Origin of the sequence: Roseovarius litoreus (assembly GCF_900142765.1) — a bacterium.
Classification (GTDB): Bacteria; Pseudomonadota; Alphaproteobacteria; order Rhodobacterales; family Rhodobacteraceae; genus Roseovarius; species Roseovarius litoreus.
This window is the reverse complement of the sequence record NZ_FRCB01000006.1, coordinates 168,110-191,887: the sequence shown is the minus strand read 5'-3', so window position 1 is coordinate 191,887 and position 23,778 is coordinate 168,110. Positions and strand designations below refer to the sequence as shown.

General features: G+C 62.3%; 21 protein-coding genes. 15 read left to right on the top strand and 6 right to left on the bottom strand.

All coding sequences use genetic code 11. The annotated features are described in order from the left end of the window. Window positions 1–43: 43 nt before the first annotated feature. Window positions 44–1,492 (bottom strand): pyruvate carboxylase subunit B, encoded by a 1,449-nt coding sequence (locus F3H35_RS13115; protein WP_149780009.1) that lies wholly within the window; start codon window positions 1,490–1,492, stop codon window positions 44–46. Then, window positions 1,492–2,907, bottom strand: a complete 1,416-nt coding sequence (locus F3H35_RS13110; protein WP_149780008.1) for an acetyl-CoA carboxylase biotin carboxylase subunit — start codon at window positions 2,905–2,907, stop codon at window positions 1,492–1,494. The genes F3H35_RS13115 and F3H35_RS13110 overlap by 1 nt, the downstream gene beginning before the upstream one ends. Window positions 2,908–3,080: 173 nt before the next feature. Here F3H35_RS13110 and F3H35_RS13105 point away from each other — a divergent pair, with 173 nt between their 5' ends. Beyond that, a complete protein-coding gene (locus F3H35_RS13105) occupies window positions 3,081–3,965 on the top strand; it encodes an IclR family transcriptional regulator (protein ID WP_149780007.1) in 885 nt (294 codons plus the stop codon). A 7-nt stretch (window positions 3,966–3,972) separates the two neighbouring features. Then, complete coding sequence (gene accB / locus F3H35_RS13100) at window positions 3,973–4,446, top strand: acetyl-CoA carboxylase biotin carboxyl carrier protein (RefSeq protein WP_149780006.1); 474 nt, start codon at window positions 3,973–3,975, stop codon at window positions 4,444–4,446. Between the two features lie 9 nt (window positions 4,447–4,455). Here the strand turns inward: accB and F3H35_RS13095 are convergent, their stop codons facing one another. The 3 genes from F3H35_RS13095 to F3H35_RS13085 are packed head-to-tail and all read right to left on the bottom strand — an operon-like array spanning window position 4,456 to window position 7,289. After that, entirely contained in the window at window positions 4,456–5,229 is a 774-nt protein-coding gene (locus tag F3H35_RS13095) for a sulfite exporter TauE/SafE family protein (protein WP_007816908.1), read from the bottom strand. Then, window positions 5,216–6,529, bottom strand: a complete 1,314-nt coding sequence (locus tag F3H35_RS13090; protein ID WP_188129966.1) for an amidase — start codon at window positions 6,527–6,529, stop codon at window positions 5,216–5,218. The genes F3H35_RS13095 and F3H35_RS13090 overlap by 14 nt, the downstream gene beginning before the upstream one ends. Then, window positions 6,522–7,289 (bottom strand): SDR family NAD(P)-dependent oxidoreductase, encoded by a 768-nt coding sequence (locus F3H35_RS13085; RefSeq protein WP_188129965.1) that lies wholly within the window; start codon window positions 7,287–7,289, stop codon window positions 6,522–6,524. The genes F3H35_RS13090 and F3H35_RS13085 overlap by 8 nt, the downstream gene beginning before the upstream one ends. A 154-nt stretch (window positions 7,290–7,443) precedes the next feature. Here F3H35_RS13085 and F3H35_RS13080 point away from each other — a divergent pair, with 154 nt between their 5' ends. From F3H35_RS13080 to F3H35_RS13020, 13 genes are all read left to right on the top strand, one after another. Next, a complete protein-coding gene (locus tag F3H35_RS13080; protein WP_149780003.1) occupies window positions 7,444–8,523 on the top strand; it encodes a TAXI family TRAP transporter solute-binding subunit in 1,080 nt (359 codons plus the stop codon). A 161-nt stretch (window positions 8,524–8,684) separates the two neighbouring features. Beyond that, complete coding sequence (locus F3H35_RS13075; protein WP_149780002.1) at window positions 8,685–10,625, top strand: TRAP transporter permease; 1,941 nt, start codon at window positions 8,685–8,687, stop codon at window positions 10,623–10,625. 73 nt (window positions 10,626–10,698) lie between these two features. Beyond that, window positions 10,699–12,312, top strand: a complete 1,614-nt coding sequence (locus tag F3H35_RS13070) for a GMC family oxidoreductase (protein ID WP_149780001.1) — start codon at window positions 10,699–10,701, stop codon at window positions 12,310–12,312. A 295-nt stretch (window positions 12,313–12,607) separates the two neighbouring features. Then, window positions 12,608–13,393 (top strand): IclR family transcriptional regulator, encoded by a 786-nt coding sequence (locus F3H35_RS13065; protein WP_149780000.1) that lies wholly within the window; start codon window positions 12,608–12,610, stop codon window positions 13,391–13,393. A gap of 12 nt (window positions 13,394–13,405) precedes the next feature. Further along, window positions 13,406–14,929 (top strand): class I adenylate-forming enzyme family protein, encoded by a 1,524-nt coding sequence (locus tag F3H35_RS13060; protein ID WP_149779999.1) that lies wholly within the window; start codon window positions 13,406–13,408, stop codon window positions 14,927–14,929. Between the two features lie 2 nt (window positions 14,930–14,931). Then, window positions 14,932–15,696, top strand: coding sequence for a citryl-CoA lyase (locus F3H35_RS13055; protein WP_149779998.1), 765 nt, complete (start codon window positions 14,932–14,934; stop codon window positions 15,694–15,696). A 4-nt stretch (window positions 15,697–15,700) separates the two neighbouring features. Next, entirely contained in the window at window positions 15,701–16,414 is a 714-nt protein-coding gene (locus tag F3H35_RS13050) for an SDR family NAD(P)-dependent oxidoreductase (RefSeq protein ID WP_149779997.1), read from the top strand. A gap of 51 nt (window positions 16,415–16,465) precedes the next feature. Next, window positions 16,466–17,449, top strand: coding sequence for a Bug family tripartite tricarboxylate transporter substrate binding protein (locus F3H35_RS13045; RefSeq protein WP_223228408.1), 984 nt, complete (start codon window positions 16,466–16,468; stop codon window positions 17,447–17,449). Between the two features lie 69 nt (window positions 17,450–17,518). Continuing rightward, window positions 17,519–18,043 (top strand): tripartite tricarboxylate transporter TctB family protein, encoded by a 525-nt coding sequence (locus F3H35_RS13040; protein WP_149779995.1) that lies wholly within the window; start codon window positions 17,519–17,521, stop codon window positions 18,041–18,043. Window positions 18,044–18,046: 3 nt separating this feature from the next. Next, window positions 18,047–19,552, top strand: a complete 1,506-nt coding sequence (locus F3H35_RS13035) for a tripartite tricarboxylate transporter permease (RefSeq protein ID WP_149779994.1) — start codon at window positions 18,047–18,049, stop codon at window positions 19,550–19,552. Further along, window positions 19,549–20,364, top strand: coding sequence for an SDR family NAD(P)-dependent oxidoreductase (locus F3H35_RS13030; protein ID WP_149779993.1), 816 nt, complete (start codon window positions 19,549–19,551; stop codon window positions 20,362–20,364). Before F3H35_RS13035 ends, F3H35_RS13030 begins: the two co-directional genes overlap by 4 nt. 85 nt (window positions 20,365–20,449) lie before the next feature. Then, on the top strand, window positions 20,450–21,724 hold the full coding sequence (locus F3H35_RS13025) for a hypothetical protein (protein ID WP_149779992.1): 1,275 nt from the start codon (window positions 20,450–20,452) through the stop codon (window positions 21,722–21,724). Between the two features lie 7 nt (window positions 21,725–21,731). Next, the gene (locus tag F3H35_RS13020; protein WP_149779991.1) at window positions 21,732–22,724 is read left to right on the top strand and encodes an NAD(P)H-quinone oxidoreductase; all 993 of its coding nucleotides are present in this window, start codon (window positions 21,732–21,734) and stop codon (window positions 22,722–22,724) included. A 618-nt stretch (window positions 22,725–23,342) separates the two neighbouring features. Here the strand turns inward: F3H35_RS13020 and F3H35_RS13015 are convergent. Next, the gene (locus tag F3H35_RS13015; RefSeq protein ID WP_149779990.1) at window positions 23,343–23,732 is read right to left on the bottom strand and encodes a PepSY domain-containing protein; all 390 of its coding nucleotides are present in this window, start codon (window positions 23,730–23,732) and stop codon (window positions 23,343–23,345) included. Window positions 23,733–23,778: the final 46 nt, after the last annotated feature.

Here is a 23,778-nt window from a genome sequence, read left to right as displayed (position 1 = left end):
GTCTGTCCTGTGGTGCTTGGCGCGCCTGCATGGGCAAGCGCGGTCAGGGTTTGACGCTGAGATGGAAGCTCTTGATGTCGTCGCGCTTGGCGACTTCCTTGAGCAGGGTCAAAAGCGGCGTGCCGGCCAGCCGATACTCGGTGTCGATCGGACCCGCCTGTTTCAGGGCCTTGTATTGCGTGTCGTCATAGAAGGCCGCGAGCAGCAGATCGTCATCCGAGGCGAAGGGGCCACGCGATTTGCGCAGACGGGCGATGGCCGGTTCGATCAGGGCACCCGCACGCTGCGTAATGATCTCTTTGCCGCCGGTCAGCTTGTCATAGAGGTTGGCGTCGATTTCGCCCGCAATCTCGCCATAGCCGCCGCGGGCATAGAGACGGATTTCGTCAGGCACGCTGTCATAGCGCTGACCGCCCTTGTCCATCGAGGTGACGTTCAGAACGGCCTGGGTCACGATATATTGCGCGAAGGGGCTGACCACGATGGGATAGCCCAGATCGGCGCGCACGCGGCCCGCTTCTTCGAGGATTTCGGTGATCCGGTCGGCAAGGCCCACGGTTTCAAGCTGCACCCGCAGGTTCGAGATCATGCCGCCCGCGACCTGATGATGGAAATGGAACTCGTCATAGTCGAGCGGCTGGCCTGTGGGTTTGCCTTCGACCTTGGCGATGTAGTCCAGACGCTCGGCCACTTCGCGGATCGCGTCGAGATCGAGCGCGGCCGAATGACCGCGGCGGCGCAGGTTTTCCACCACACGCTCGGTGGGCGGGTGCGAGGCGCCATGCGCCAGAGTGGAGGTGGCGGTGTGCAGCACGTCGATGCCATGTTCGACCGCCTGCAGCGCCACATAGGGCGACAGGCCCGACAGGCAGTGGGAATGCAGTTGCAATGGCAGATCGCCGATGGCGGATTTGATCGCGGGCACCAGTGTGGCCACGCGTTCGGGCGTCAGAAGCCCGCTTGGATCCTTGATGAAGATGCCGTCCACACCGATTTCGACCAGTTCCAGGGCCTTCTTGCGGTAATACTCATCCGTGTGAACGGGGCTGTAGGTATAGACCAGACCGGGCACCGTATGGATGCCCAGCTTGCGCGCGGCCTGTACGGGAATCCGCAAGTTGCGGATGTCATTCAAGGGATCATAGGGCGTGTGATAGCGCATCCCGTTGGCGGCAAAACGCTCGGCGGCCAGTTCGACGATGTCGTCTGGGAAGAATTCGAAGGTGAACAGGCTCTGACCACGGGTGTGGATGATGAGCGGCGTCTCGGTGATCCAGGTGTTGAGGATGCGCATACGCTCCCAAGGGTCTTCGCGCAGGAAGCGGACGCAGACATCGAACACGGCGCCGCCGACCAGATCGATCGCCTCGAACCCGGCACGATCCAGAAACGGCGCGATGTCCTTCATCATGCCGGTGGTCATGCGGGTGGCCCAGAGGCATTGATGCGCGTCACGCAATGTGACGTCGATGAATTTGATGTCGCGGCTCATCACGCTCCTCCCAGAGACTCGAGTGACATGTCGTTCTCGATCCATCTTGTGTGCACACGGTCTTGCAGAAAATCCTCGTGGTCGATCAACCGCCGATGAAAGCCGATCGTGGTCTCGACCCCGTCGACGCGGCAGCCATCCAGCACGGCCCGCGACCGCGCGAGCGCCTCGTCACGGGTTTCGCCCCATATGATGAGCTTGGCGATCATCGAATCGTAGAACGGCGAAATCCGCTGACCGCGATAGACGGCTGTGTCGAGGCGGATGCCCTCACCCTGCGGAACCAGCCATTCGTTCAGCCGGCCCGGCGACGGCATGAAACCGTTTTTCCAGTTCTCGGCGTTGATGCGAAACTCGATCGCATGGCCGCGACCCACATGATCGGCCAGCGCCGGATCGAGCGGCGCGCCACCCGCGATATCAAGCTGCATCGCGATCAGGTCATGGCCGATGCGCATTTCGGTAACGGTATGTTCCACCTGGATGCGGGTGTTCATTTCGATGAAGAAGAACTCGCCGGTTTTCACATCGAGGATGAATTCGATGGTCCCGGCCCCTTCATAGGCGATACCTTGGGTGAGTTTCAGCGCCGCCTCTTTCAGCCGGGCGCGCAGATCGGGGCCGACGGCGGGGGATGGGGACTCCTCGATCAGTTTCTGGTGGCGGCGCTGCACGCTGCAATCGCGTTCGTCAAAGGCCACGGCACCGCCGCGCCCATCGCCCATCACCTGAATTTCGATATGGCGCACCGCGTCGAAGAACCGTTCGATATAGACGCCGCCATCGCCGAATGCGGCCTCGGCCTCGCGGCTGGCCTGAAGAAACTGGGCGCGGAAGGCGTCCGGTTCGCGGACGATCCGCATACCGCGACCGCCACCACCGGCTTTCGCCTTGAGTAGCATGGGAAAGCCCACATCGGCCGCCACTGCCTCGGCGGCGGCGGGATCGGTGAAGGCGCCCTCGGAGCCGGGCACCACCGGCACGCCAAGGCCGGAGGCTACCTCGCGGGCACGGGCCTTGTCACCCATGGTCCGGATGGCATCTGCCGAAGGACCGACGAATTTGAGGCCGTTCTGCGCGCAGAGATCCGCAAAATCGGCGTTTTCCGACAGAAACCCGTAGCCGGGATAGACCGCATCGCATCCCGTCATCTTGGCGACATGCACCAAAGCACCGGGCGACAGGTAGCTTTTGGTGGCCGCGGCAGGCCCGATGCAGACGCTGTGATCGGCGGCCCAGACATGCGGCGCGTCCGAATCAGCCTCGGAATAGACGGCAACGGATGACAGCCCCCGGTCGCGGCAGACGCGAATGGCCCGCAGAGCGATTTCGCCCCGATTTGCGATCAGCACACGCGCCAGCCCTGCTTCGGAGCCGCGTGCGCCTTGGAGCGTGGGATTAGGGCTTTGGTTCATTGGGAGTTTGTCCACCGGCTGCCTGTTTCTGTCTGACGTATCGTCTCGGAATAAAGCACGTATCGTTTCAAATTTAGTATAGGATGATTGATTTCCGTTCTGCAAGAGGTCATAGTATTGATCGATGGACGGGTCGTGCGCCGGCCCTCCATCGAACCAAACAAGGGTGAAACATGAAGAACGAGTCCAAGCGCGCACCTGTGGTCAACCTTTTCAACAACGACGATCTGGATGACCCGCTGATCGAGGATGCAATCGAGTCGACGCGTCGCGACCAGCTTGCCGAACTGGGCGTGACCGGAAAAGCCTTCATGATTCTTGAGCTGATCGCCCGCAGCACGCGGCCGATTTCAATTTCCGAAATGATTCGTATCACCGGGCTGACCAAGCCGACCACGCACCGGGTGGTGAACATGCTGGTCGAAATGGAATTTCTCGAGCGCGACGCCGCCGATAACGGCTTTACCGAAGGGCCGCGGCTCATCACGCTTTCGCAACGGGCTCTGGTGACATCCGCGCCCAGATCGCTGCGCCACTCGATCCTGCAGGAGATCGCGGCGGAAACCGGCGAGACCTGCAATTACGGCATCCTGTCCGGATCGGAGGTGATCTATCTGGACCGGGTCGAGTCGAAATGGCCGCTTGGTCTGCGCTTTGCGGCAGGCAGCCGGGTGCCGGCACATTGCACCGCCATCGGCAAGCTGATGCTGAGTTTTCAGTCGGAACGTGATCTGCGCGCCATTGTCGAAGCGCGGCCATTGACCGCTTATACGGATGCCACGATCACCGATCCCGGCAAGCTGACCGAGGCCATTCGCCGTGTGCGCATGGACGGGATCGGCACCGACAACCAGGAATTCATGCATGGCGTGGTCTGCGTGGCCGTGCCGGTGGTCGACCAATTGGGCAATTGCCTTGGCTGTATCGCCGTGTCCGCCCCAGAAGCGCGCATGACGCTGAACCAGATGCTGGGCTTCGTGCCACGCATGAAAGAAGCCGCGCAAAGTTTTGCCAAGACGTTCCACTCGGATCAAGACACCCCTGACAAGGAAGAATGAGGACCCCATGACGCTCAGCTACAGTGACGTTGCCGAAATCGTGAAGATCGTCGACAGCAGCAATTGCGACGAGGTTTCGCTTGAGCTTGAGGGCGCGAAGATCCTGATCCGCCGCAAGGGCGCCTCGGATCCGGCACCGGCGCAGGTCTCGGCGGCCCCTGCCCCGGCGGCGGCTCCTGCACCTGCTGCGGCGAGCCCGGCTCCGGAGAGTTCGGCCCCGGTGGACAGCGCCGCAGCGCCGGTTAGCGGCAATCAGGTGGTCGCCCCGATGGTGGGCACGTATTACAGCCGCCCCTCGCCCGAAGAGGCGGAATTCGTCACCGTGGGCACGCAAGTCGAGGTGGGAACGCCTCTGTGCATCATCGAGGTGATGAAGCTTTTCACCACGATCGAGTCGACACGCGCGGGAACGGTCAAGGCGATCCTTGCGACGGATGGCCAGATGGTCGAATACGGGCAACCCCTGTTCGTGATCGACTGAGCCGCGCGCTTACAAAATCGAGGCCACAAGCGTTCCGATTGCGGTCATGGCGAGGATGCCGAGGGCGATGGCGCGGTAATTGCGCCCGCCCGTCCTGCGAAAGAGCCAGGCCCCGAAGACCGTGGACAGCATATAGGCCGGGGCCATCATCACCCCGAGGATCACCACTTCACGATTGAAAAGATCGAACGCGTATTGCGCGGGGATCGATACGAGGATGATCAGCGCCATCATCACCAGCACATTGCCACGTGTTTCGCCCGCATCGTCACGGCGCGCCATGAGAGCGGCGGCAATGGGCGGGCCGCCCACCCCTGCGCTGCCCTGAAGGATGCCCCCGGCGGTGCCCCCGAGTATCCCGGCCCAGTTGCCCCGCGGCGGCGGCAGACGCACACCGGCCCACATGAATGTCACAAGGCCGAGCACCGCAATGGACATCGCAACGCGCATCACATCGGGCGGCAGGCTGACCAGAAGCAACATGCCCACCGGCACGGCGAGGATCAGGCCCAGCATCATCGGCAGCACCGTGGAGCGGCGCGCATGGCGCAGCCCGTCAGGCAGAAGCTGCAGTGCCGTGGGTATCTCGATCAGCGCGTGAAAGACCACCGCATCACGCGGCAAGGTCACCAGCGCCACCACGGGAATGATGACCATTGCGGCGCCGAAGCCGGTAAAGCCGCGCAACACGCCACCGACGATGGTGATCAGAAAGATCACCAGCAGCGACACGGGCGGGGGCAGCGGCTGCAGCCACTGGATGAGAGCGTCAAGCGACTGCATGGCGCCTGTCCGGTGCCAGATGCGCTTCGATCCAGCGGGCCGCTTGCAGAAGTGCCCGATCCCGGCCCGGCCGCGCGGCAAGCTGAAGGCCCATTGGCAGACCGTTGGGGCCAAGGCCTGCGGGCAGCGTGATCGAGGGCAGGCCAAGCAGGGTCCATGCGCGGCTGAGATCGGGACTGCCGGTGCCGGTCTCGAACCTGGGGGCTTCGTCCAGGGCGCTCGGCGCCAAGAGGATGTCCGCCCCGGCAAAGAGCGCATCAAGCTGCGCCAAGGCGCTGTCGCGCGCGGTGTAATCGGCCTCTTGCTGCTCAGGGGGCATGGCCTGCCCGGTGGAGATCAGCTCCTGCAAGGGCTCGCTGAGGCTATGGCGGTGAAAGCGCGCTTCGGTCGCAAGGTCGCGGGCGGCTTCGGCGGCCATCAGGCGGGTCTGCACCTGCGCAAGCGGAATGAAGGCGGCTGGCGCGGGCGCGCGTGTGATGGGCGCGCCAAGCGCGGCTAGTGATGCGGCGATGCTGTCGAGCGCGTCGCGCATCCAGGGTGCGGCCATGTCCCATTCGGGCGTGATGGCAAGATGCAGGGACGGCGCAGGCCCACCGGGTCCAGCCGGATCGCGCCAATCCGGGCGGCCTGCCAACACGCTGGCAAGGCTCGCCACATCCGCCACATCGCGCGCGAAGCACCCGGCGGTGTCCATCGAGCCCGCCAGCCCCTTGACGCCTGCAAGGCTGATCCGGTGCAGGCTGGGCTTGAAGCCCACGATGCCGCAATAGGCGGCGGGGCGGATCGTGGAGGCGGCGGTTTGCGAGCCGATGGCCAAGGGGACCATGCCCGCAGAAACAGCGGCGGCGGATCCCGCCGACGAGCCACCAGGGCTGTGATCCGGGTTGCGAGGATTGCGCGTCTTGCCGGCTTTCCAATAGGCAAATTCAGTGGTCACCGTCTTGCCCGGCAGGATCGCCCCTGCCGCGCGAAGAGCCGCAACCGCGGCCGCATCCGCCGCCGGACGGTTCCCGGCATAGATCGGCGAGCCATAGGCCGTCACGAAATCGGACGTGTCGAAAATATCCTTCACCCCGACGGCGACACCGGCCAGTGGCAGGTCCTGCCAATTCGGGCGCGTCATCAGTCGGCCCGCCTGTTCGACAATGGCGTCGCGGTCCAGCACCTCCCATGCTCCGATGCGGTCTTCGCCGGTCGAGGCGGCGGTGTGGATCTGCTCGGCCAGAGCCTCCGGGTCGGCGGCATGGGTCGCCGCGCGGCGCTGAGCGGCGAGGCCGCGATGGGATGCGCTGTCAGACAAGGGTACGTCCTCCGTCCACGTAGATGGTTTGCCCGGTGATGAACGCACCGCCAGGCCCAAAGAGCAGCAAAGCCGGCCCGATCAGATCCTCGGGCAGGCCGAGGCGACCCATGGGAATGTCGCCGATCGCCTTGGCGCGGAAGGCGGGATTCGAAAGATAGTTCCGGGTCAGATCCGTTTCGGTGAGAGCCGGGCCGATAGCATTGACCGTAATCGCATCAGCGGCCCATTCGCGGCCCAGCACGCGCACGACCTGCGCCAGACCGCCCTTGGAGCCTGCATAGGCGGCATAGGCGGGGTTCGAGACCGTGCTTGACACCGAGGCGATATGCAAGATCCGGCCGCCGCCTGCGGCACGCAAAGCGGGCGCCAAAGCCTGACTGAAGAGAAATGCGCCGGTGAGGTTCACATCTATGCAGCGGCGAAAAAGCTCGGCGTCCATCGTGTCGGAGGCCGCGATGGGCAACAATCCGGCGGCGTTCAGTCCGCCGTCGAGACGGCCAAAGCGGGTCTGGCCCAGATCGACGGCCGCATCCAGTGCGGCCTTGTCGGTGATGTCGCCTGTGAAGGAGAGCGCGTTTTCCGAACCATGGTCCGCGATCATAGCGTCGAGGCCCGCTTCATCCGTATCCATCAAAATGAGCCGCGCACCGCGCTTGAGAAGTGCCGCAACGATCGGCCTTGCCAATCCCCCTGCGGCACCGGCCACAAGATAGCACCGCCCCGCAACCTCGATCGGATTGTCCTGCACCAGCGCCATGGGCCGCCCCCCTTTGGGTAAAATTCTTCCTTCGAGCCTATCGCGTTGATGACAATTCGTCCAGCTAGTGATATAGATTGTCTTGCATAATGAGAACGCGTCAGTGGCCAACAGGTCCGAAACGCCAAATTGCACAGTCCTATGGGAGGAACATATGCCACGACTCAAAATGAAAACTCTGGCGCTGGCCGCCGTCACCAGCCTGACCGCGATCGCTGGCGGCGACCGCGCCGCACAGGCCGTAGAGGCCATCCCCGTTCTGCTTTGCCCCTTTGGATGCGGGCCGATGGCAGGCGACACGATCCTGATGAACCAGCTGATTCAGGCGCAATCCGAGGTCATGATCCTGCCGCAGGAGACTCCGGGCTACAATTACAACATTCGCGAAATGGCGTTGAACGAATCGAAACGAAAAACCTCGATTTTCGCGACCGAGGATACGCTGATTCAGGTCGCCTATCAGGGTGGTCAGGGCAGCATGGCGGAATTCCTGCCCGAGCCGGTGCAGATTCCGTGGAAGCTGCTTTACGGTGAGGCATGGTGGGGCCAGGGCAAATTCCTTGCGACCTTCGATTGCTCGCTCAAGACGATGGCCGATCTGAAGGGCAAGCGGATTTCGCTTGGTCTGCGCGGCCAGTCGGACTGGGGCGTGTTCAGCCGGCTGTTCCTGGAATACGGCTATGGCGTGACGCCGGAGAACACGGATATCCGTCACATGACTCCCGGCCAGCTGACACAGCAGCTGATCGACGGTGCGACGGATGCCGCCGTGACCCCGATCGGCGCCGAGCCGACGCTGACCAACTTCCTGATCCCCGGCCCGGTGCGCCAGCTTGAGGCGACAGGCAAGAAAATCTGCTACCTCGGCGTGACCAAGGAAATCGTCGACAAGCTCAACGAGCAGTTCGACGCCACCTGGATCCACGTGACCCTGCCGCCCAACACGCTGCCGCATCAGGACGAGCCTCTGGGTGTCGGCTTCAACCGCGCCTACAAGGCCGCGCACGAGGATTTCAGCGAAGAGACCGCCTATAAGCTGGTCAAGGCCGTGGCCGAGATCGGACCCAAGATGAAAGAGCTTCATGCGCTCTGGAACATCTGGAACCCCGAGCTGATGACCTGCGGTCTGTCCGAGGAAAACGCCCATCCCGGTGCGATCCGCGCGTTCAAAGAGCTTGGCTGGTGGGAGCTGACCGAGAAATGCGACCCGATGACCTATCCTGAGGTCAAGTGATCGCCTGCACCTGAAGGCGATATGTCGTGACGACATGGCCGACCGACCCTGCGGGATCGGTCGGCCCTTTCAAAGCGAGGCAGGCAGGGCCGCGGTTTCATACGTAGCGGCAACTCGCTTTTCAGCTTCAAACTTCAAGCAAACCGACTGGGATACGTTCCATGGCCTGGAAGACTCTGCGTAAAGCGACCGACATACCGTTCTTGCTGATCGGCTTGTTGATGACCATTTATATCGGCTTCGCCGCGTTCGGATTCACGAGCAACTCCTCGGAGCATTACTCCAATTTCATCCTTGGTATCGTGATGATGACCGGCCTTCTGGCGGTGCGTAACCTGTGTGACGAGAAGCTCGGCATTGCCGATCCGGAAACCGAGATGATCCGGCCGATCCGCCCTTTCTTCTGGCCGCGCATGGTGTTTGCGGTCGTGGGGCTTGTGATGGCCACGATCGCGATGGGCTATGTGCGTCTGAATGCCCAACAGCTTGAGGTTTCACAGCCGTTCTTCAACGAGACCGACATGATCTTCGGCTGGATGATGACCATCTCGATCCTGATGCTGACTTTCATTCACTGGGGATGGTTGCTGACCACGGTGGTGTCTATTGCGATCGCGTATTTCTTTCTCGGATACAAAATCGAAAATCCGCTTTTCGTGACGCCGCAATATTCGCCCGAATTCGTGATGAACTATATCGGCCTCGGAACAAATCAGGGCTTCTATTATCTGGCGCAGGTTGCCGCCGACGCGATCTATTTCCTGATCATCTATGCGGCGATCCTGCTTGGCGTCGGCATGTTGGACATGGTGCTTGAGGTCGGCAAGTCGACGGGCCGCAGGCTTCCGGGTGGCGCGGCGGGCCCCGCGCTGATCGGGTCGGGCATCGTAAGCTCGATCATGGGACAGGCGGTGTCAAACGTGGTGCTGACGGGGCGTCTGACCATTCCGATGATGAAACGCTACGGCTATAGCGGGCAGATGGCGGGTGCGATCGAGGCGACCGCTTCGACCGCGGGGCAGATCATGCCACCGATCCTCGGGCTTGCGGCCTTTATCATCGCCAGTTTCCTGAACCTGCCCTATATCGACGTGGCGCTGTCGGCGATGATCCCAGGCCTGCTCTATCTGGTGGGCGTCGGCATCGCGATCGTCATCTATGCGCGCCGTCACGAATTGCCGAGGCTGACCGAGAAGGTCGACCGCGAGATGATCATCCGACTGTTGCCGACCTTCGTGATCTCGTTCGGTGTGGTGCTGTGGCTGCTGCTTGGCTATCGCTCACCGGCGATCGCGGGGCTTTGGGGCATCATCATCGCGCTCGGGCTTGCGATGTTCCAGGGCAAATACCGCCCGAAATGGGCGCGGCTCTACAGTGCGATGGAAGAAGGCTTCTATCTGGTCGCCATCCTGTCGCTTCTGTTGATCGCCGTCGGGCCTTTGGGGCAGGTCATGCTGACCACCAACCTGTCGGGCCGTCTTGGCGCGGTTCTGGTGCAGTATCTGCCGGACAGCCAGCTTCTGCTGCTGTTGGGTGCGATGTGCGTGTCGCTGGTGCTTGGCATGGGTCTGCCGACCCCGGTGGCCTATCTGATCGTGGCGCTGGCGCTGGTGCCGTTCATGCAGCAAATCGGCGTGCCACCGCTTCAGGCGCATTTCTTCGTGTTCTACTTCGCGGTGTTCTCGACCCTGACGCCACCAATCGCGGTGAGTGTGCTGGCGGCGGCGAAACTGGCGGATGCGTCTTTCCTCAAGACGGCGGGGGAATCGATGAAGATCGCGCTGACCACCTTCATCATTCCGTTCGCCTTCGTCTTCTCGCCGGAGTTGATGAGCTTTCCGAACCTGACATGGGCTGTGGTGCCCCCTCTGCTGGAGGTGCTGCTGATCCAGCTGACGGTGTCGATCGCGTGCTATGGTCACGTGTTCCGAAACCTGAGCGGATGGGAACGCTGGACCATCGGTCTGGCAGCCTTTGCGGGGTTCCTTGGTATGACGGATCAGGGAAACATATTCTTCCTGGCGCAAGCCGCCCTGTTCGTGCCGATATGTGCCTATGCCTTCGTGACGCGCCAGAAAAAGGTGCCCGAGGCGGCGGCATGATCGCGGAAACGACCGGCGCGGCCGCCCCTTGCGGGCGGTCGCGTCCAAGCCACAGGACCGGGGCCGACGGTGCATGACAGGCAGAGGGACGGAATATGATTACATCGTAATCGGCGCCGGATCGGCGGGCTGCGTGCTGGCCAACCGGCTGAGCGCCGATCCCGGCAATCGGGTGCTGCTGGTCGAAGCCGGTGGCCCCGACACCAACCCCTGGATTCATATCCCGGTGGGATATTTCAAGACCATGCATAACCCGACGGTCGACTGGTGTTATCACACCGAAGAGGACGACGGGCTGGCCGGACGAGCGCTGGCTTGGCCGCGCGGCAAGGTGCTGGGCGGCTCATCATCGCTGAACGGTTTGTTGTATGTCCGGGGGCAACCACAGGATTATGACGGCTGGGCGCAGGCGGGGAATACCGGCTGGGGCTGGGACGATGTGCTGCCGCTGTTCAAACGCTCGCAGGATCAGGAGCGCGGGGACGGTCCTGCACATGGCACGGGCGGGCCATTGGCGGTCAGCGACATTCGGATGTCGCGCCCCATTTGCGATGCCTGGATCGAGGCCGCGCAGACAGCAGGCTACCCGTTCAACCCGGATTGCAACGATGGCGCGCAAGAGGGGGTGGGATATTTCCAACTGACCGCCAGAAACGGGCGGCGCTGCTCGGCGGCGGCCGCGTTCCTGACGCGCGACGTGAAGGCCAGACCCAACCTGACCATCCTCACGCGCACCCTGACCGAGGCCGTGCTGATCGATGGCGGGCACGCCTATGGCGTGCGGCTGCGGGATGCGCGCGGCACGCGGTCCGAGATGCGGGCGCGGCGCGAGGTCATCCTGTCGGCAGGCGCAATCGGATCACCGCAGATCCTGATGCTGTCAGGGATCGGCGATGGCGCGCATCTCGAGGCGCTTGGGATAAAGGTGCATCTGGAGCGCGACCAGGTGGGCCGCAACCTGCAGGATCATCTACAGGCACGGTTGGTCTTTCGCTGCAAGGAACCGACCCTGAATGACGAGGTGCGGTCGCTCTTTCGCAAAGGGTTGATTGCGCTGGAATATGCCACGCGGCGCAGCGGGCCGATGGCGATGGCGGCCAGTCTGGCCTTCGGGTTTCTGCGCACCCGGCCCGATCTGGAAACGCCGGACATCCAGTTCCACATTCAACCCTGGTCCGCCGACAGCCCCGGCGAGGGGGTGCACCCGTTCTCGGCCTTCACGATGTCGGTGTGCCAACTGCGCCCCGAAAGCACCGGGGAGATCCGCCTGCGCAGCGCCGATCCGGAGAGGCATCCCGCGATCAGGCCGAATTACCTGGCGACGGAAACCGACAGGCGCACGATGATCGACGGGGTCAATATCGCGCGCAGCATCGCCAGCCACAGCCCGCTTGCCGAGAAAATCGCCACGAGTCACAACCCCGCCCCCGGCACCGCCGAGGATGACGCGGGCACACTGGACTGGATCAGGCGCAACTCGACCACGATCTATCATCCGACAGGCACCTGCCGCATGGGTGTGGATGACGCAGCGGTGGTCGATCCCCGGCTTCGGGTGCGCGGCATAGACGGGCTGCGGGTTGCCGATTGCGCGATCATGCCGCGCATCGTGTCGGGAAACACCAATGCACCGGCGATCATGATCGGAGAGAAGGCCAGCGACATGATCCTGCAGGATCACGCCTGATCCGGCATGGGCCGAACCGGCCCGCGCCAGACCATTCAAACAAGAATTCATGATGATCTGCATGATCGGTTTGGCCAAAGGCCACTCCGGCGGACAGAGACATGTGCCGAGAGAATTCGGAGAAAATTACAATATGAATATAATTGTTTATTTTTATATGCTTGGCAATTTCTTTATCATTATATGATAAACTTTTACCACAAATTGATAACTTTTGACTGGACTTCAACATCCCTCTCCCCGAGGTTTGCCCGCACATGCCGTATCAGGCGGGCTTGAACTGGAGGGGGAGCCGGTGTCCGACGAGAACGACATCACCGACCGGCGCGCAGAAACATCGCTGGCCAAGGCGATACGTCTTTTGCCGATCGTTGCAGAGCGCAATGCCACGGGCGTCACCCTGTCGACGGTGGCACGCAAGGCCAACCTCACGACCGCGACGGCGCGCAGGCTTCTGCAAGGGCTGGTGGATGGTGGGCTGCTGAGTTTCGACCCCTATTCAAAAATATACACGCTCGGCATCGGGCTGTTCGATCTGGCCGGCGCGTCGGGTTCACCCCGGCAATTCGACGCCGTGCGCATGGAACTGCGGCCTGCGCTGGCCGAAACGGCCGCCATCACCGGGGAAACCGCCTATGTGACGGTCCCGTTCGGGGATGAGGCTTTGTGCATCGACACGGCCACCGGCTCGTATCCGCTGAGTGCCAATACCCTCAAGGTGGGCTCAAGGCGTCCGCTTGGCGTGGGCGCTGGAAGTGCGGCAATCCTCGCCGCCCTGCCGGATGACGCGTGCGATCATCTCATTGCCTCCAACAGCGAGGTCTATGGCCGCTATGGCGATCTGACCGTCGCCGAAGTGCGCCGCATGGTCCGCCATTGGCGTGAGCACCGGTATCTCGTGAACAATTCGATCATCATTCCCGATGTCAGCGCCATCGCGGTGGCGGTGTTCGACCGTTCGGACCGCTTGAAGGCCGGATTGTCCGTATCGGCCCTGAAATCGCGCCTTGGATCGGCACGCCGCAAGGAAATCGTAGAAGTAATGACCCATGCGCTGAACCGCGTGGGCCTCAAGACGTGAGGCACGACAAGAATGTATCCAATCCATTTCTTTGATCGCGCGGTCCGGCTTTGGCCAGATCATATCGCTGTCGAGCATGGCGACCGGAACCTGAGCTACAAGGCGCTTCATGACCGCGTTCAGGCGCTGGCCGTGGGTCTGCAAAAGCTTGATCCGGAGTTCGGCTCAAGGGTCGGGATCTGCTGCTACAACTCGATCGACCACCTGGTGAGCTGGCTTGCCGTTCTGGCAGCGGGCAAGGTCTGGGTTCCGCTACAGCCGATGAACGCCAAATCCGAACTGGTGCGCGCCATCGAATTCACCCAGGCCTCAATCGTCATCGCGCAGCCTGATACGGTCGGCAAACTCGATGGTGCGGACACGCGGTTCCTTATCTGCGACCCCGAAGGCGGTCCGGACACCACGGCCCAACTCGGGAAGGATCACGCCGGGCAGACACCCGCCATCGCGGACATGCCGCTATCGGCCACGCAGGCGATCAAGTTCACGGGCGGCACAACCGGTCTTCCCAAGGGCGTCATGCAGCCCTACCGCGCATGGAACACGAATATCGCGATCCAGGTTTCGGCCTGGTCGCTTGGCGTGGGGCAGCGCTATCTGGCGGCGGCACCGATCACGCATGGAACCTCCACCTATATTCTTCCGACCCTCGCCACGGGCGGCACCCTTGTTCTGCTGGATCGGCCCCGGCCCGAGGAAACTCTGCATTTCCTGCAGAATGCCGGGATAACCACCACCTTCGTGCCGCCGACCGTTCTCTATATGCTGATGGAGCTCGATGCTGTCGGTGCTTCGGATTACGCGCATCTGAAAAACCTGATCTACGGGGCAGGCCCCATGCGGCCCGATGCGATCGAGCGCGCGCAGAAGATTTTCGGCCCCTGTCTTGCCTCGACCTATGGTCAGACCGAGGCGCCACAGATCGCGACCATGATCTCGGCGCAAGAACTGCTTGACCCGGCCAAGCGCGCGTCGGTCGGACGAGAGACATTCCTCAGCCAGGTCGAGATCATGGACACGCAGGGCAAGATCCTGCCGGCGGGCGAAACCGGTGAGATCGTCATTCGCGGCGACTTGTTGATGACCGGCTACTGGAACCAGCCGGATGTCACCGCACGAACCCTCGTGGATGGCTGGCTGCATACCGGCGATCTGGGTCTGAAGGACGAGGATGGCTACGTGTTCATCCGGGGGCGCGCCAAGGAGATGATCATCACAGGCGGCTTCAACGTCTATCCCGCCGATGTCGAGACGGTGATGGGCGAGCATCCAGAAATCATCGATTGCGCCGTTTATGGCGTGCCGGACGAAAAATGGGGCGAGGCCGTCCATGCCGCCGTGCAGGTCCGCGACGCCAAGGCCGCAAGCGCAGAGGATATCATCGCCTTCATCCGGGAACGGCTTGGCCCGGTGCAGACCCCCAAATCCATTCGCTTCCTGGAAGCCTTGCCGCGCAACGCGATCGGCAAACTCCAGAAGATGCAACTCGCAGAAGAGCATCTGGCGCAAAATGCCGAAACACTCAAGGAAGGCTAACCATGTCCAAAACCGCACCGACAACATCCCTTTGCCGGTATAACGATACCGAGATCTTCTATCGGGACCGAAATCTTGTCGATGAACTGCTCGCGAAGGACAGCGATTTCGTCACCGTGATGATGCAGCACATTCTGGGCCGTGACGTGACGCCCAGCCAGATGCGCATCATGAACGCGATCCTCATCACCATGATGGAGCACGGCCTGACGCCCAGCGCCATCGCCACAAGGTCGATCTATATGTCCGCGCCCGAAAACCTGCAGGGTGCGGTTGCGGCGGGCCTTCTGGCTGTCGGCAGCCAGTTTGTCGGCACGATCGAGAACAATGCCCGTCTGCTGGCCGAGCTGGTCGATCTTGAGCCGGAGACGCAGGCCAAGCGGGCTGCCGAAATCGTGCGCGAGCATCGCGCGCGAAAGGCGCATCTGCCCGGCTTTGGCCACCATCTGCACAAGCCCGATGATCCGCGCGCTCTCAAACTTTTGGAGATCGGCGAGGCGGAATGCCCAAACCCACGCCATCTGAAGGCGCTGCGCGCGTTGTCGGCGGCGGTGGATGCCGAGTTCCAGCGCCACATCACCATCAACGCGACAGGTGCCACGGCGGCCCTGCTCGGAGACATGGACATCCCGGTCGAGCTGATGCGCGGCTTTGCGGTTATCTCGCGCGCGGCCGGTCTGGTCGCCCATATCGCCGAGGAACAGCGCAAACCGTCCGGTCGTTTCATCTGGGAAACGATCGACAAAGCCATTCCGTTCGAAGACTGACCCGATGGAGGATTTCGCAATCGTCACGGGGGGCGCCAGAGGGATCGGGGCGGCTGTTGCCAAAAGGCTGAAGGCGGATGGTCTGCGGGTCGCCGTGGTTGACCGCATCCCGCCCGAGCATGACAGCGCCGACGAGGTGATCGAGCTTGATCTGTCGGATGTCGAGGCGACACAGGCGGCACTTGGCGCATTCTGCAAGGGCCGACCGGTCACACGGCTGGTCAACAATGCCGGCATCGTGGAGCCTGCAGATGTGATCTCGACCGATCCTTTCTCGATCGATCGGGTGGCTGCGGTCAACTTGCGCGCGCCGCTTGTGTGCCTGCAAGCCGCCTTGCCGTCGATGATCAAGGCCCGATCAGGCCGCGTGGTGAACATCTCGAGCCGCGTTGCTTTGGGCAAGGAGCTGCGCACGGCCTATTCGGCGACAAAGGCGGGTCTGCATGGCATGACCAAGACCTGGGCCCTGGAGCTGGGACAGCACGGGATCACCGTGAATGCCATCGGCCCCGGCCCGATCGCGACGGAGCTTTTCAACAAGGTCAACCCGCCAGGGGACCCGCGCACGGAGAAGATCATCGCCTCCGTGCCGGTCAAACGCACCGGAACACCCGAAGACGTGGCGGATGCCGTGTCGTTCTTCTGTTCGGAGAGATCGGGATTCGTAACGGGGCAGGTTCTTTTCGTCTGTGGAGGCATGACGATCGGATCTGCATGAACATCATCCGAACACCCAGAAAGACATCTACACCCAATGGAGGAGAAGAAGATGAAAATTTCCAGAAGAACGATCGTCGGTGCTCTTGGAGCCGCGTCGATGCTGGCCTTCGGCACCTCGGCCATGGCGCAGGACTATCCCACCAAGCGTATCACCATCATCGTTCCCTACAGCGCCGGTGGCGCGACCGACATCCTGGCGCGTCAGGTGGCGGACGGTCTGAGCAAGGTTCTGGATGAAACCGTGACGGTCGAGAACCGTCCCGGCGCGGGGGCAACGCTTGGCACCACGCAAGCGGCGAATGCCCGTCCCGATGGCTATACACTGTTCATGGGCCAGGTGTCGTCGCACGGGATCGCACCTGCGGTCTACAAGAACCTGCAATATGATCCGGTCGCGGATTTCGCACCGATCAAGCTGTTGATGTCCATTCCCAACGTGATGGTCGTCAACAAGGACAGCCCGTTCCAGACCGCCGGTGAATTCCTCGAAGCGGCCAAGGCAGAAGGCAAGACCTTCGGATCGTCCGGTGTGGGCAGCTCGATCCACCTGTCGGGTGAGATGTTCAAGTCCCGCACAGGTGCGAACATGACCCATGTTCCGTTCCGTGGCAGCGGCGAGGCCGTGCCCGCATTGCTGGCCGGTGACGTGGACGTGATGTTCGACAACCTGCCCTCGGCCATGCCGCATATCGAGTCGGGCGCCTTGCGCGCGCTGGCCGTGACGACGCCGGAACGGTCACCGAAGCTTGATGGCGTCCCCACGCTGGACGAGCTTGATATCCCGGAACTCGACGGGTTCGCGGCGCGCTCGTGGTTCGGTCTGCTGGCACCGTCGGGGACGGATGCGGCAGTGATCGCCACCCTGTCCGAGGCGCTGGACCAGGTCATCGCAAGCGAAGCCTTCGTCAATTTCGCCGATACCCGCGGCGCCGATATCGAGGGCGGCAGCCCCGAAGAGTTCAGCGCGTTCATCGCAAGCGAATTGGCAAGCTGGAAAACCGTGGTCGACGACGCCGGCGTCACGGTCGAGTAAATCCACGACATCTTCGGTGGCGGTCCGCAAGGGCCGCCGCCGAAACCGGGCGGCATGGGAGGAGCAGCCATGAGCGAGACCACCACTCAAACCAATGCCCGCAAGGGGCGGCGCCGCGAAATCCTGTTCGCGGCCCTGACGCTTGCGGCCTCGGTCCTGTTTGGACTTTTCGTCATTCCGGGCGGCGTCGCGACTCCGGCTTCGGTCAAGCATCTGCCGCTTTCGCCTGCTTTCCTGCCTTATCTTCTGACGGGTGCTATCGGCATCTTTGCGTTGATCCACCTGCTCGAAGCCATCTTTGCCCCGCATATCCCCGCAGATGAGGAAGCGGGCGCGCTCGACGCACATCCCAAGTGGAAGAGCCGCGTTCTCATGCTCATCGCTCTGCTGCTGGTCTATTTGCTGCTGCCCGATCAAGTGGGGATGCTGGTGACCTCCATGGTGGTGACCATAGCGCTTCTTGCCATGGGCGGCGAACGCAGGCCCGTCATCCTGATTGGTGTCGGGATCAGCGTGCCGCTGCTGGTTTATCTGTTTTTCACCCAAGTCGCGCAGGTCCCGATGCCGCTCGGCTTTTTCGAAGACTGGATGTGATCCATGTTTGAAAACATCGCGACCGGTTTCGAACTTTTCTTCACCCTTGGCAATATCCTGGCGATCACAGCCGGGGTCTGTCTTGGCGTCGTCGTGGGAGCGATCCCGGGCCTGACGGCCACAATGGCCGTGGCGCTCGCGCTGCCCTTTACCTTCAACCTCGATCCCGTTACCGGCATCCTGTTGCTCGTCGGGGTCTACAAGGGCGGTGTGTTCGGCGGGTCAATCACGGCAATCCTGATCCGCGCCCCTGGTACACCGGCGGCCGCCTGCACCGTGCTGGATGGCTACCCGCTGGCCCAGAAGGGACAGGCGGGCAAGGCGCTCAACATGGCGCTTTATGCCTCCTGCATCGCGGATTTCCTGTCCAACCTGTCGCTGATCTTCTTTGCCAGCCTGATCGCGGGTCTGGCGCTGGCCTTCGGGCCACCGGAATATTTCTGGCTGATCTGCTTCTCTCTGACTGTGGTGATCTCGATCTCGGGGTCTTCATTGACCAAGGGTTTGATCTCGGGGCTTCTGGGTCTGCTGACCTCGACCATCGGGCTTGATCTGGTCTATGGCACGCAACGCTTCACCTATGGCAATTTCAATTTGATGGGTGGCGTGAGCTATATCCCCCTGCTCATCGGTTTGTTCGCCTTGCCCGAAGTGATCGACTTCTATGTGCGCAAGGTCGCTCCCTTCACGGTCAAGGCCGCGGATCGGAGCCGCGTGACGCTTGCGGAATTCAAGGGCAGCCTGCTGTCCATCATCCGCGGCAGTTTCATCGGCGTCATCATCGGCACCATCCCCGGCGCCGGCGCCACCGCTGCGGCCTTCCTGTCCTATGGCGAGGCGCGCCGGACGGCCAAATCGCCCGAAACCTTCGGCAAGGGCAATGTCGAAGGCGTTGCCGCCTCGGAGGCGGGCAATAACGGCGTGGCGGGAGCGACGCTCATACCGCTTCTTGCGCTTGGTATACCAGGCGATGTCGTCACGGCGGTGATCCTTGGCGCCTTCATGCTTCAGGGCCTGACGCCGGGTCCGTTGATGTTCCAGGACAATATCACGATCATCTACGCGATCTTCATCGGGATCATGCTCAGTTCCATCGTGCTTCTGGGCTCGGGCAAGCTTGCGATCCGGTATTTCGCGCGCATCGCGGACATTCCGCGCCATATCCTGCTGCCGATCGTGCTGATGTTCTGCGTCTTCGGCAGCTATGCGGTTCAAAGCCAGATGTTCGATGTAGGTGTGATGCTGGCCTTTGGCGTTCTGGGCTTCATCATGATGAAGATCAACATGGCGGCCGCTCCGTTCCTGATGGGCTTCATCCTCGGCCCGCTCTTCGAGGATAACCTGCGCCGCTCGTTCCTGATCTCCGAGGATATCCTGATCTTCTTCCGCAGCCCGATCTGCTGGATCTTCATCACGATAACAGTGTTCTCGCTCTTCGTGGGCATCCGGCGCGAGTTGCGCGCGACACGCGCCAAACGGGACGCGATACGCGCCTCCGGTGCGTCATGAGCCAGGAGCTTGCAAACCGCATCGCGCTTGTGATCGGCGCGGGATCGATTGCCGAAGGCATCGGTATCGGCCGGGCGATCGCCATCTGCATGGCGCATGCGGGCGCGCATGTCATCGCGGCGGATGCCGATCCGGCATCCGCAGCCGACACGGTGCGACTGATCCATGACGAGGGCGGCAAGGCCGAAGCCCGCACGGTCGACGTTCTGAAGGATTCCAGCGTCACGGACCTGATCGGCGATATCGAGGAGCGCCATGGACGGCTTGATATCCTGCATTGCAATGTGGGGCTTGGCAAAAGCGGCCCATCGCAGAATACCAGCCCCGCGGACTGGCGGCGCATCAGCGACGCCAACCTGACCTCGCTGCATGTGGCGGCACAGGCCGCGCTGCCGATGATGCGCGCTCAGGGGCGCGGTGTCATCACCGTCACATCGTCGATCGCGTCGATCCGGCATGTGGGTTATCCGCATCTTGCCTATTCCGCCACCAAAGCCGGCGCCAACCAGTTCGCCCGTGCCCTCGCCGTTGAGCTGGCCCCGGAGGGCATCCGCGTCAATGCGATCATCGCCGGTCTGATCGACACGCCCCGGATCGGTATCACCCTGGCGAAAAGTTACGGTGACAAGACCGAAGCCCAGATGCGCGAGGCGCGCGCCCGGCAATGTCCACTTGGCCGGATGGGCAGCGCATGGGATATCGCCGAGGCGGCGGTTTTTCTGGCCTCTGACCGGGCAGGCTATATCACGGGGACCGAATTGGTCGTCGATGGAGGCCTGTCCGCGAGCATCCGCCAGGCCGTGGATGGCTGACAGGCCCGCCATGGCACATCCCTCGAAGGCAAGGCTCAACACCTTATTGGCGTTTTTTCTGCTGGGCGCAGGAGCCGTGTCAATCATGCATCCCGTTCCCGAGAGTACCGTGGTATGCGCGTTGATCGCCCTTGCCGTTTTGAACCACCGCCGTCTTAACCGACCCGCAAGGATCATCGGAAGCATCGTGACCGTGCTGTTCTTCTTGGTCTGGATCACCGGCTGGCTTGAAGCCTCGGACGCCATGTCGCGCGTAACATTCCTGGGCGCCTTCCTGATCGCGCTCGGCATGCTGAGCCGCGCCGCCTCGCGGGCGCCCGATATCCGAAGCGCTGCCACGGTGGTCGCGAGCAGACCGCGCGGGACACGGTATCTTTTCGTGACCTTCGGCACGCATATTTTCGCGATCTTTCTGAATTTCGGGGCCGCCAGCCTGATGGCGACGCTGCTGGCCCAAAGCAGGGAAACGCTTGCGCGTCAGAATGCCATCGAAGACCTGACCCTGGCCATGCTGCGCGGGTTCGCGGCGATGCCGATGTGGTCACCGCTTGCGCTGTCGACGATCATCACCTTGTCGATCCTGCCGGAGGTCGATTATTTTCAGATCCTGCCCTTCGGCATCGCCGCCGGCCTGATTTACGTAACCGCCGGTTATCTTCTGTCGAAGAGCGCGCCGGCACAAACGGATCTCGCGCGTGCCCTGCCCCCGCTTCACGAGAAGAAGGTGCTGGCGCGGGTCGTGCTGAGGGTTGCGCTGCTGGTCACAGTCGCGTTCGGCCTCAATCAGTTGGCCGGTCTTTCGATGCCCGAGTCCGTGCTTGTCGCCGTTCTGGGGTTTTCGTTGTCCTGGTGGGCGTTGCAGACATGGGCGGGCAGCGCGCCGGGATTGCCCGAAGAACTGGCGGTCACGGCCGAAACGGGCGTCAATGAGATCGTGATCGTATCCGGAGCCGGTTTTCTGGGCGCCATCATCGCCAAGGCAATCGCCTCATTCGACGGCGCCTTGTCCGCCCCGCCGGATATCGTGATCCCCGCGCTCATCGCTCTGGTACCAGTCGGGATGGTCATCGGAGGTCTTTGGGCGATAAACCCGATCGTTTCGGCCAGTATCCTGCTGGGCGTGTTGCACCCGCTTGTTCCAGAAGCCGCGCTGATCTGGCTGGCGCTGGCAGCGATCATCGGATGGGGCATTACCGCTGCCTCTTCGCCCTTCACCGCGAATGTTCTGATCACAAGTCGGGTGATGGGGCTCGAGGCAGGACCGCTCGTGCGGTCGGGCAACATCAAACTCACCTGCCTGGCGCTTCTGGCGACCGGGCTTTTCTGCGCCATTGCCGCATTCATTTCATTGCAAAGGTAGATCATCCATGAACCACATGATGCAAGCCATCTTCGCCACCAGCCCCGGCGGCCCCGAGGTTCTTCAACCGCGCGGGATCGCCGTTCCCGCACCGGCCGCGGGCGAGGTGCTGATCCGGGTCGCAGCGGCAGGGGTCAACCGCCCTGATCTGCGTCAGCGCCAGGGCGGATATCCGCCGCCTCCCGGCATCACCGAAGTGCTCGGGCTGGAAGTCGCAGGCGAGATCGTGTCCTGCGGCCAAGGCGTCAGGCGGTTTTCGCATGGCGACAAGGTCTGCGCCCTGGTGGCAGGCGGCGGATATGCCGAATATTGCGTCGCGCCCGAAGAGCAGGTACTGCCCTGGCCCTCGGGCCTGACGGCGATCGAGGCCGCAGCCATTCCCGAAACCTTCTTCACCGTCTGGACCAACCTCTTCCAGATCGGGCGGTTGGCCGAGAGGGACACTGTCCTGATCCATGGCGGCGCAAGCGGCATCGGCACCGCGGCGATCCAGCTGGCCCGCGCCTTCGGTGCGAAGGTCTATGCCACCGCGGGTACGGATGAGAAATGTCGGGCATGCCGGGATCTGGGCGCCACCGAGGCGATCAACTACAAAACGGAGCGTTTCGAGGAAGAGATCCTGCGCCTGACCGAAGGGCGCGGCGTCGATGTCATTCTTGACATGATCTGCGCCGAGTATCTGGAGCGCAATCTTGCGTCACTGGCGGTTGCAGGGCGGCTTGTCATCATCGCCTTTCTGGGCGGCGGGCAGGCGGAGGTGAATATCGAAGGGATGATCCGCAAGCGCCAGAGCCTGTGCGGCAGCACCCTGCGCCCGCAAACGCCGCAAGAAAAGGGCCTGATCGCCGCAGATCTGCAGCGCAAGGTCTGGCCGCTTCTGGAAAATGGCACCGTCAAGCCGGTGATCCATTCGGTCCAACCGCTTGACCGGGCCTGCGACGCCCATGCCGAACTGGAAGCGGGCGGGCATGTCGGAAAAATCGTCTTGTCCGTGGGATAGGGCTTGGGGGCCGAGGGCGCAGACGCCTTGGGACCGGCAAGATGAGACCGTGGGACTGCACGTATCCTTGGCGTCGGATCAAAACCCGCCTGCCCCGGCACTGAAGCTATTTCATCTTGTTCAGGCGCCATTCGGATCGGCCTGCCGTCATTTGAAGGCATTTTCTGTCAACACGTCTTGTCGGGCCTGCATGCGTCTGCCTGATGCGTCTCGGCAGTACCACGGGGGGTCCTTGGTGAGTATTTGGGGAACGATGAAAGCGAGGGCCGGGAAGAAGCGCAGCGGCTGCATTATCGCGCGGTTTGCACGCCATGAGTCTGGCCCCGGCAGGATGGTCACCGATGGCCCAAGGCAGAGCGGAGAGACGCGTTGCCGCCGCTGGTCGGGCTTGTTCGATATCGGGCGCATGGACGGCACCCGGCTCTGCCGCTGTCAAGGGCGCGATGCTGCCGTCCGGTTACGGCATAAAAAGACGAAGGGGTGCCGCCACCGTCTCAGCGAGGTAGCGACGCTCCTGTCTTTTTTTGCCGGCATCAACCGCATGCGTCCTGTCACGGACCTGTCTGTCGCAGCGTGAAACCAATCACCGGCCCTGCCAAGGCAAGGCCGGGAAGGTCGTCAGTTGACCTGACGCAGGGAACTGTCATCCGATTGCATAGAGCCATTTCGCTGCGGCGAGACCGAGGGCGCGACGGGATTGGCAGGCGCCAAGTTGAGTGAGCCGCGGCGATCATCGTAATCCTCATACTCGAATTCGACCACCTGAAGTGTACCCGGGTCGAGTTTCACCTCGATTGGACGGCCATTGGCATCGCGTCCCTCGATCTTGTAGCAGGCATCGTCGATCTTGAACTCGCGCACTGTCCAGCCGTTTTGCCGGGCCAGTTGCATCGCGGTCTCTTGCGGCTGCCATTGATCACGGGGGACGAAACAATCATCGTCATCCGCAAGCACGGCGCCTGCTGGCAAGGTGGCGAAAAGGGTCAAGGCGATAAGTGTCTTTTTCATGGCAGTATCTCCTTTTTTGCTGCTGAGACCAATTTGGCGCCACTAT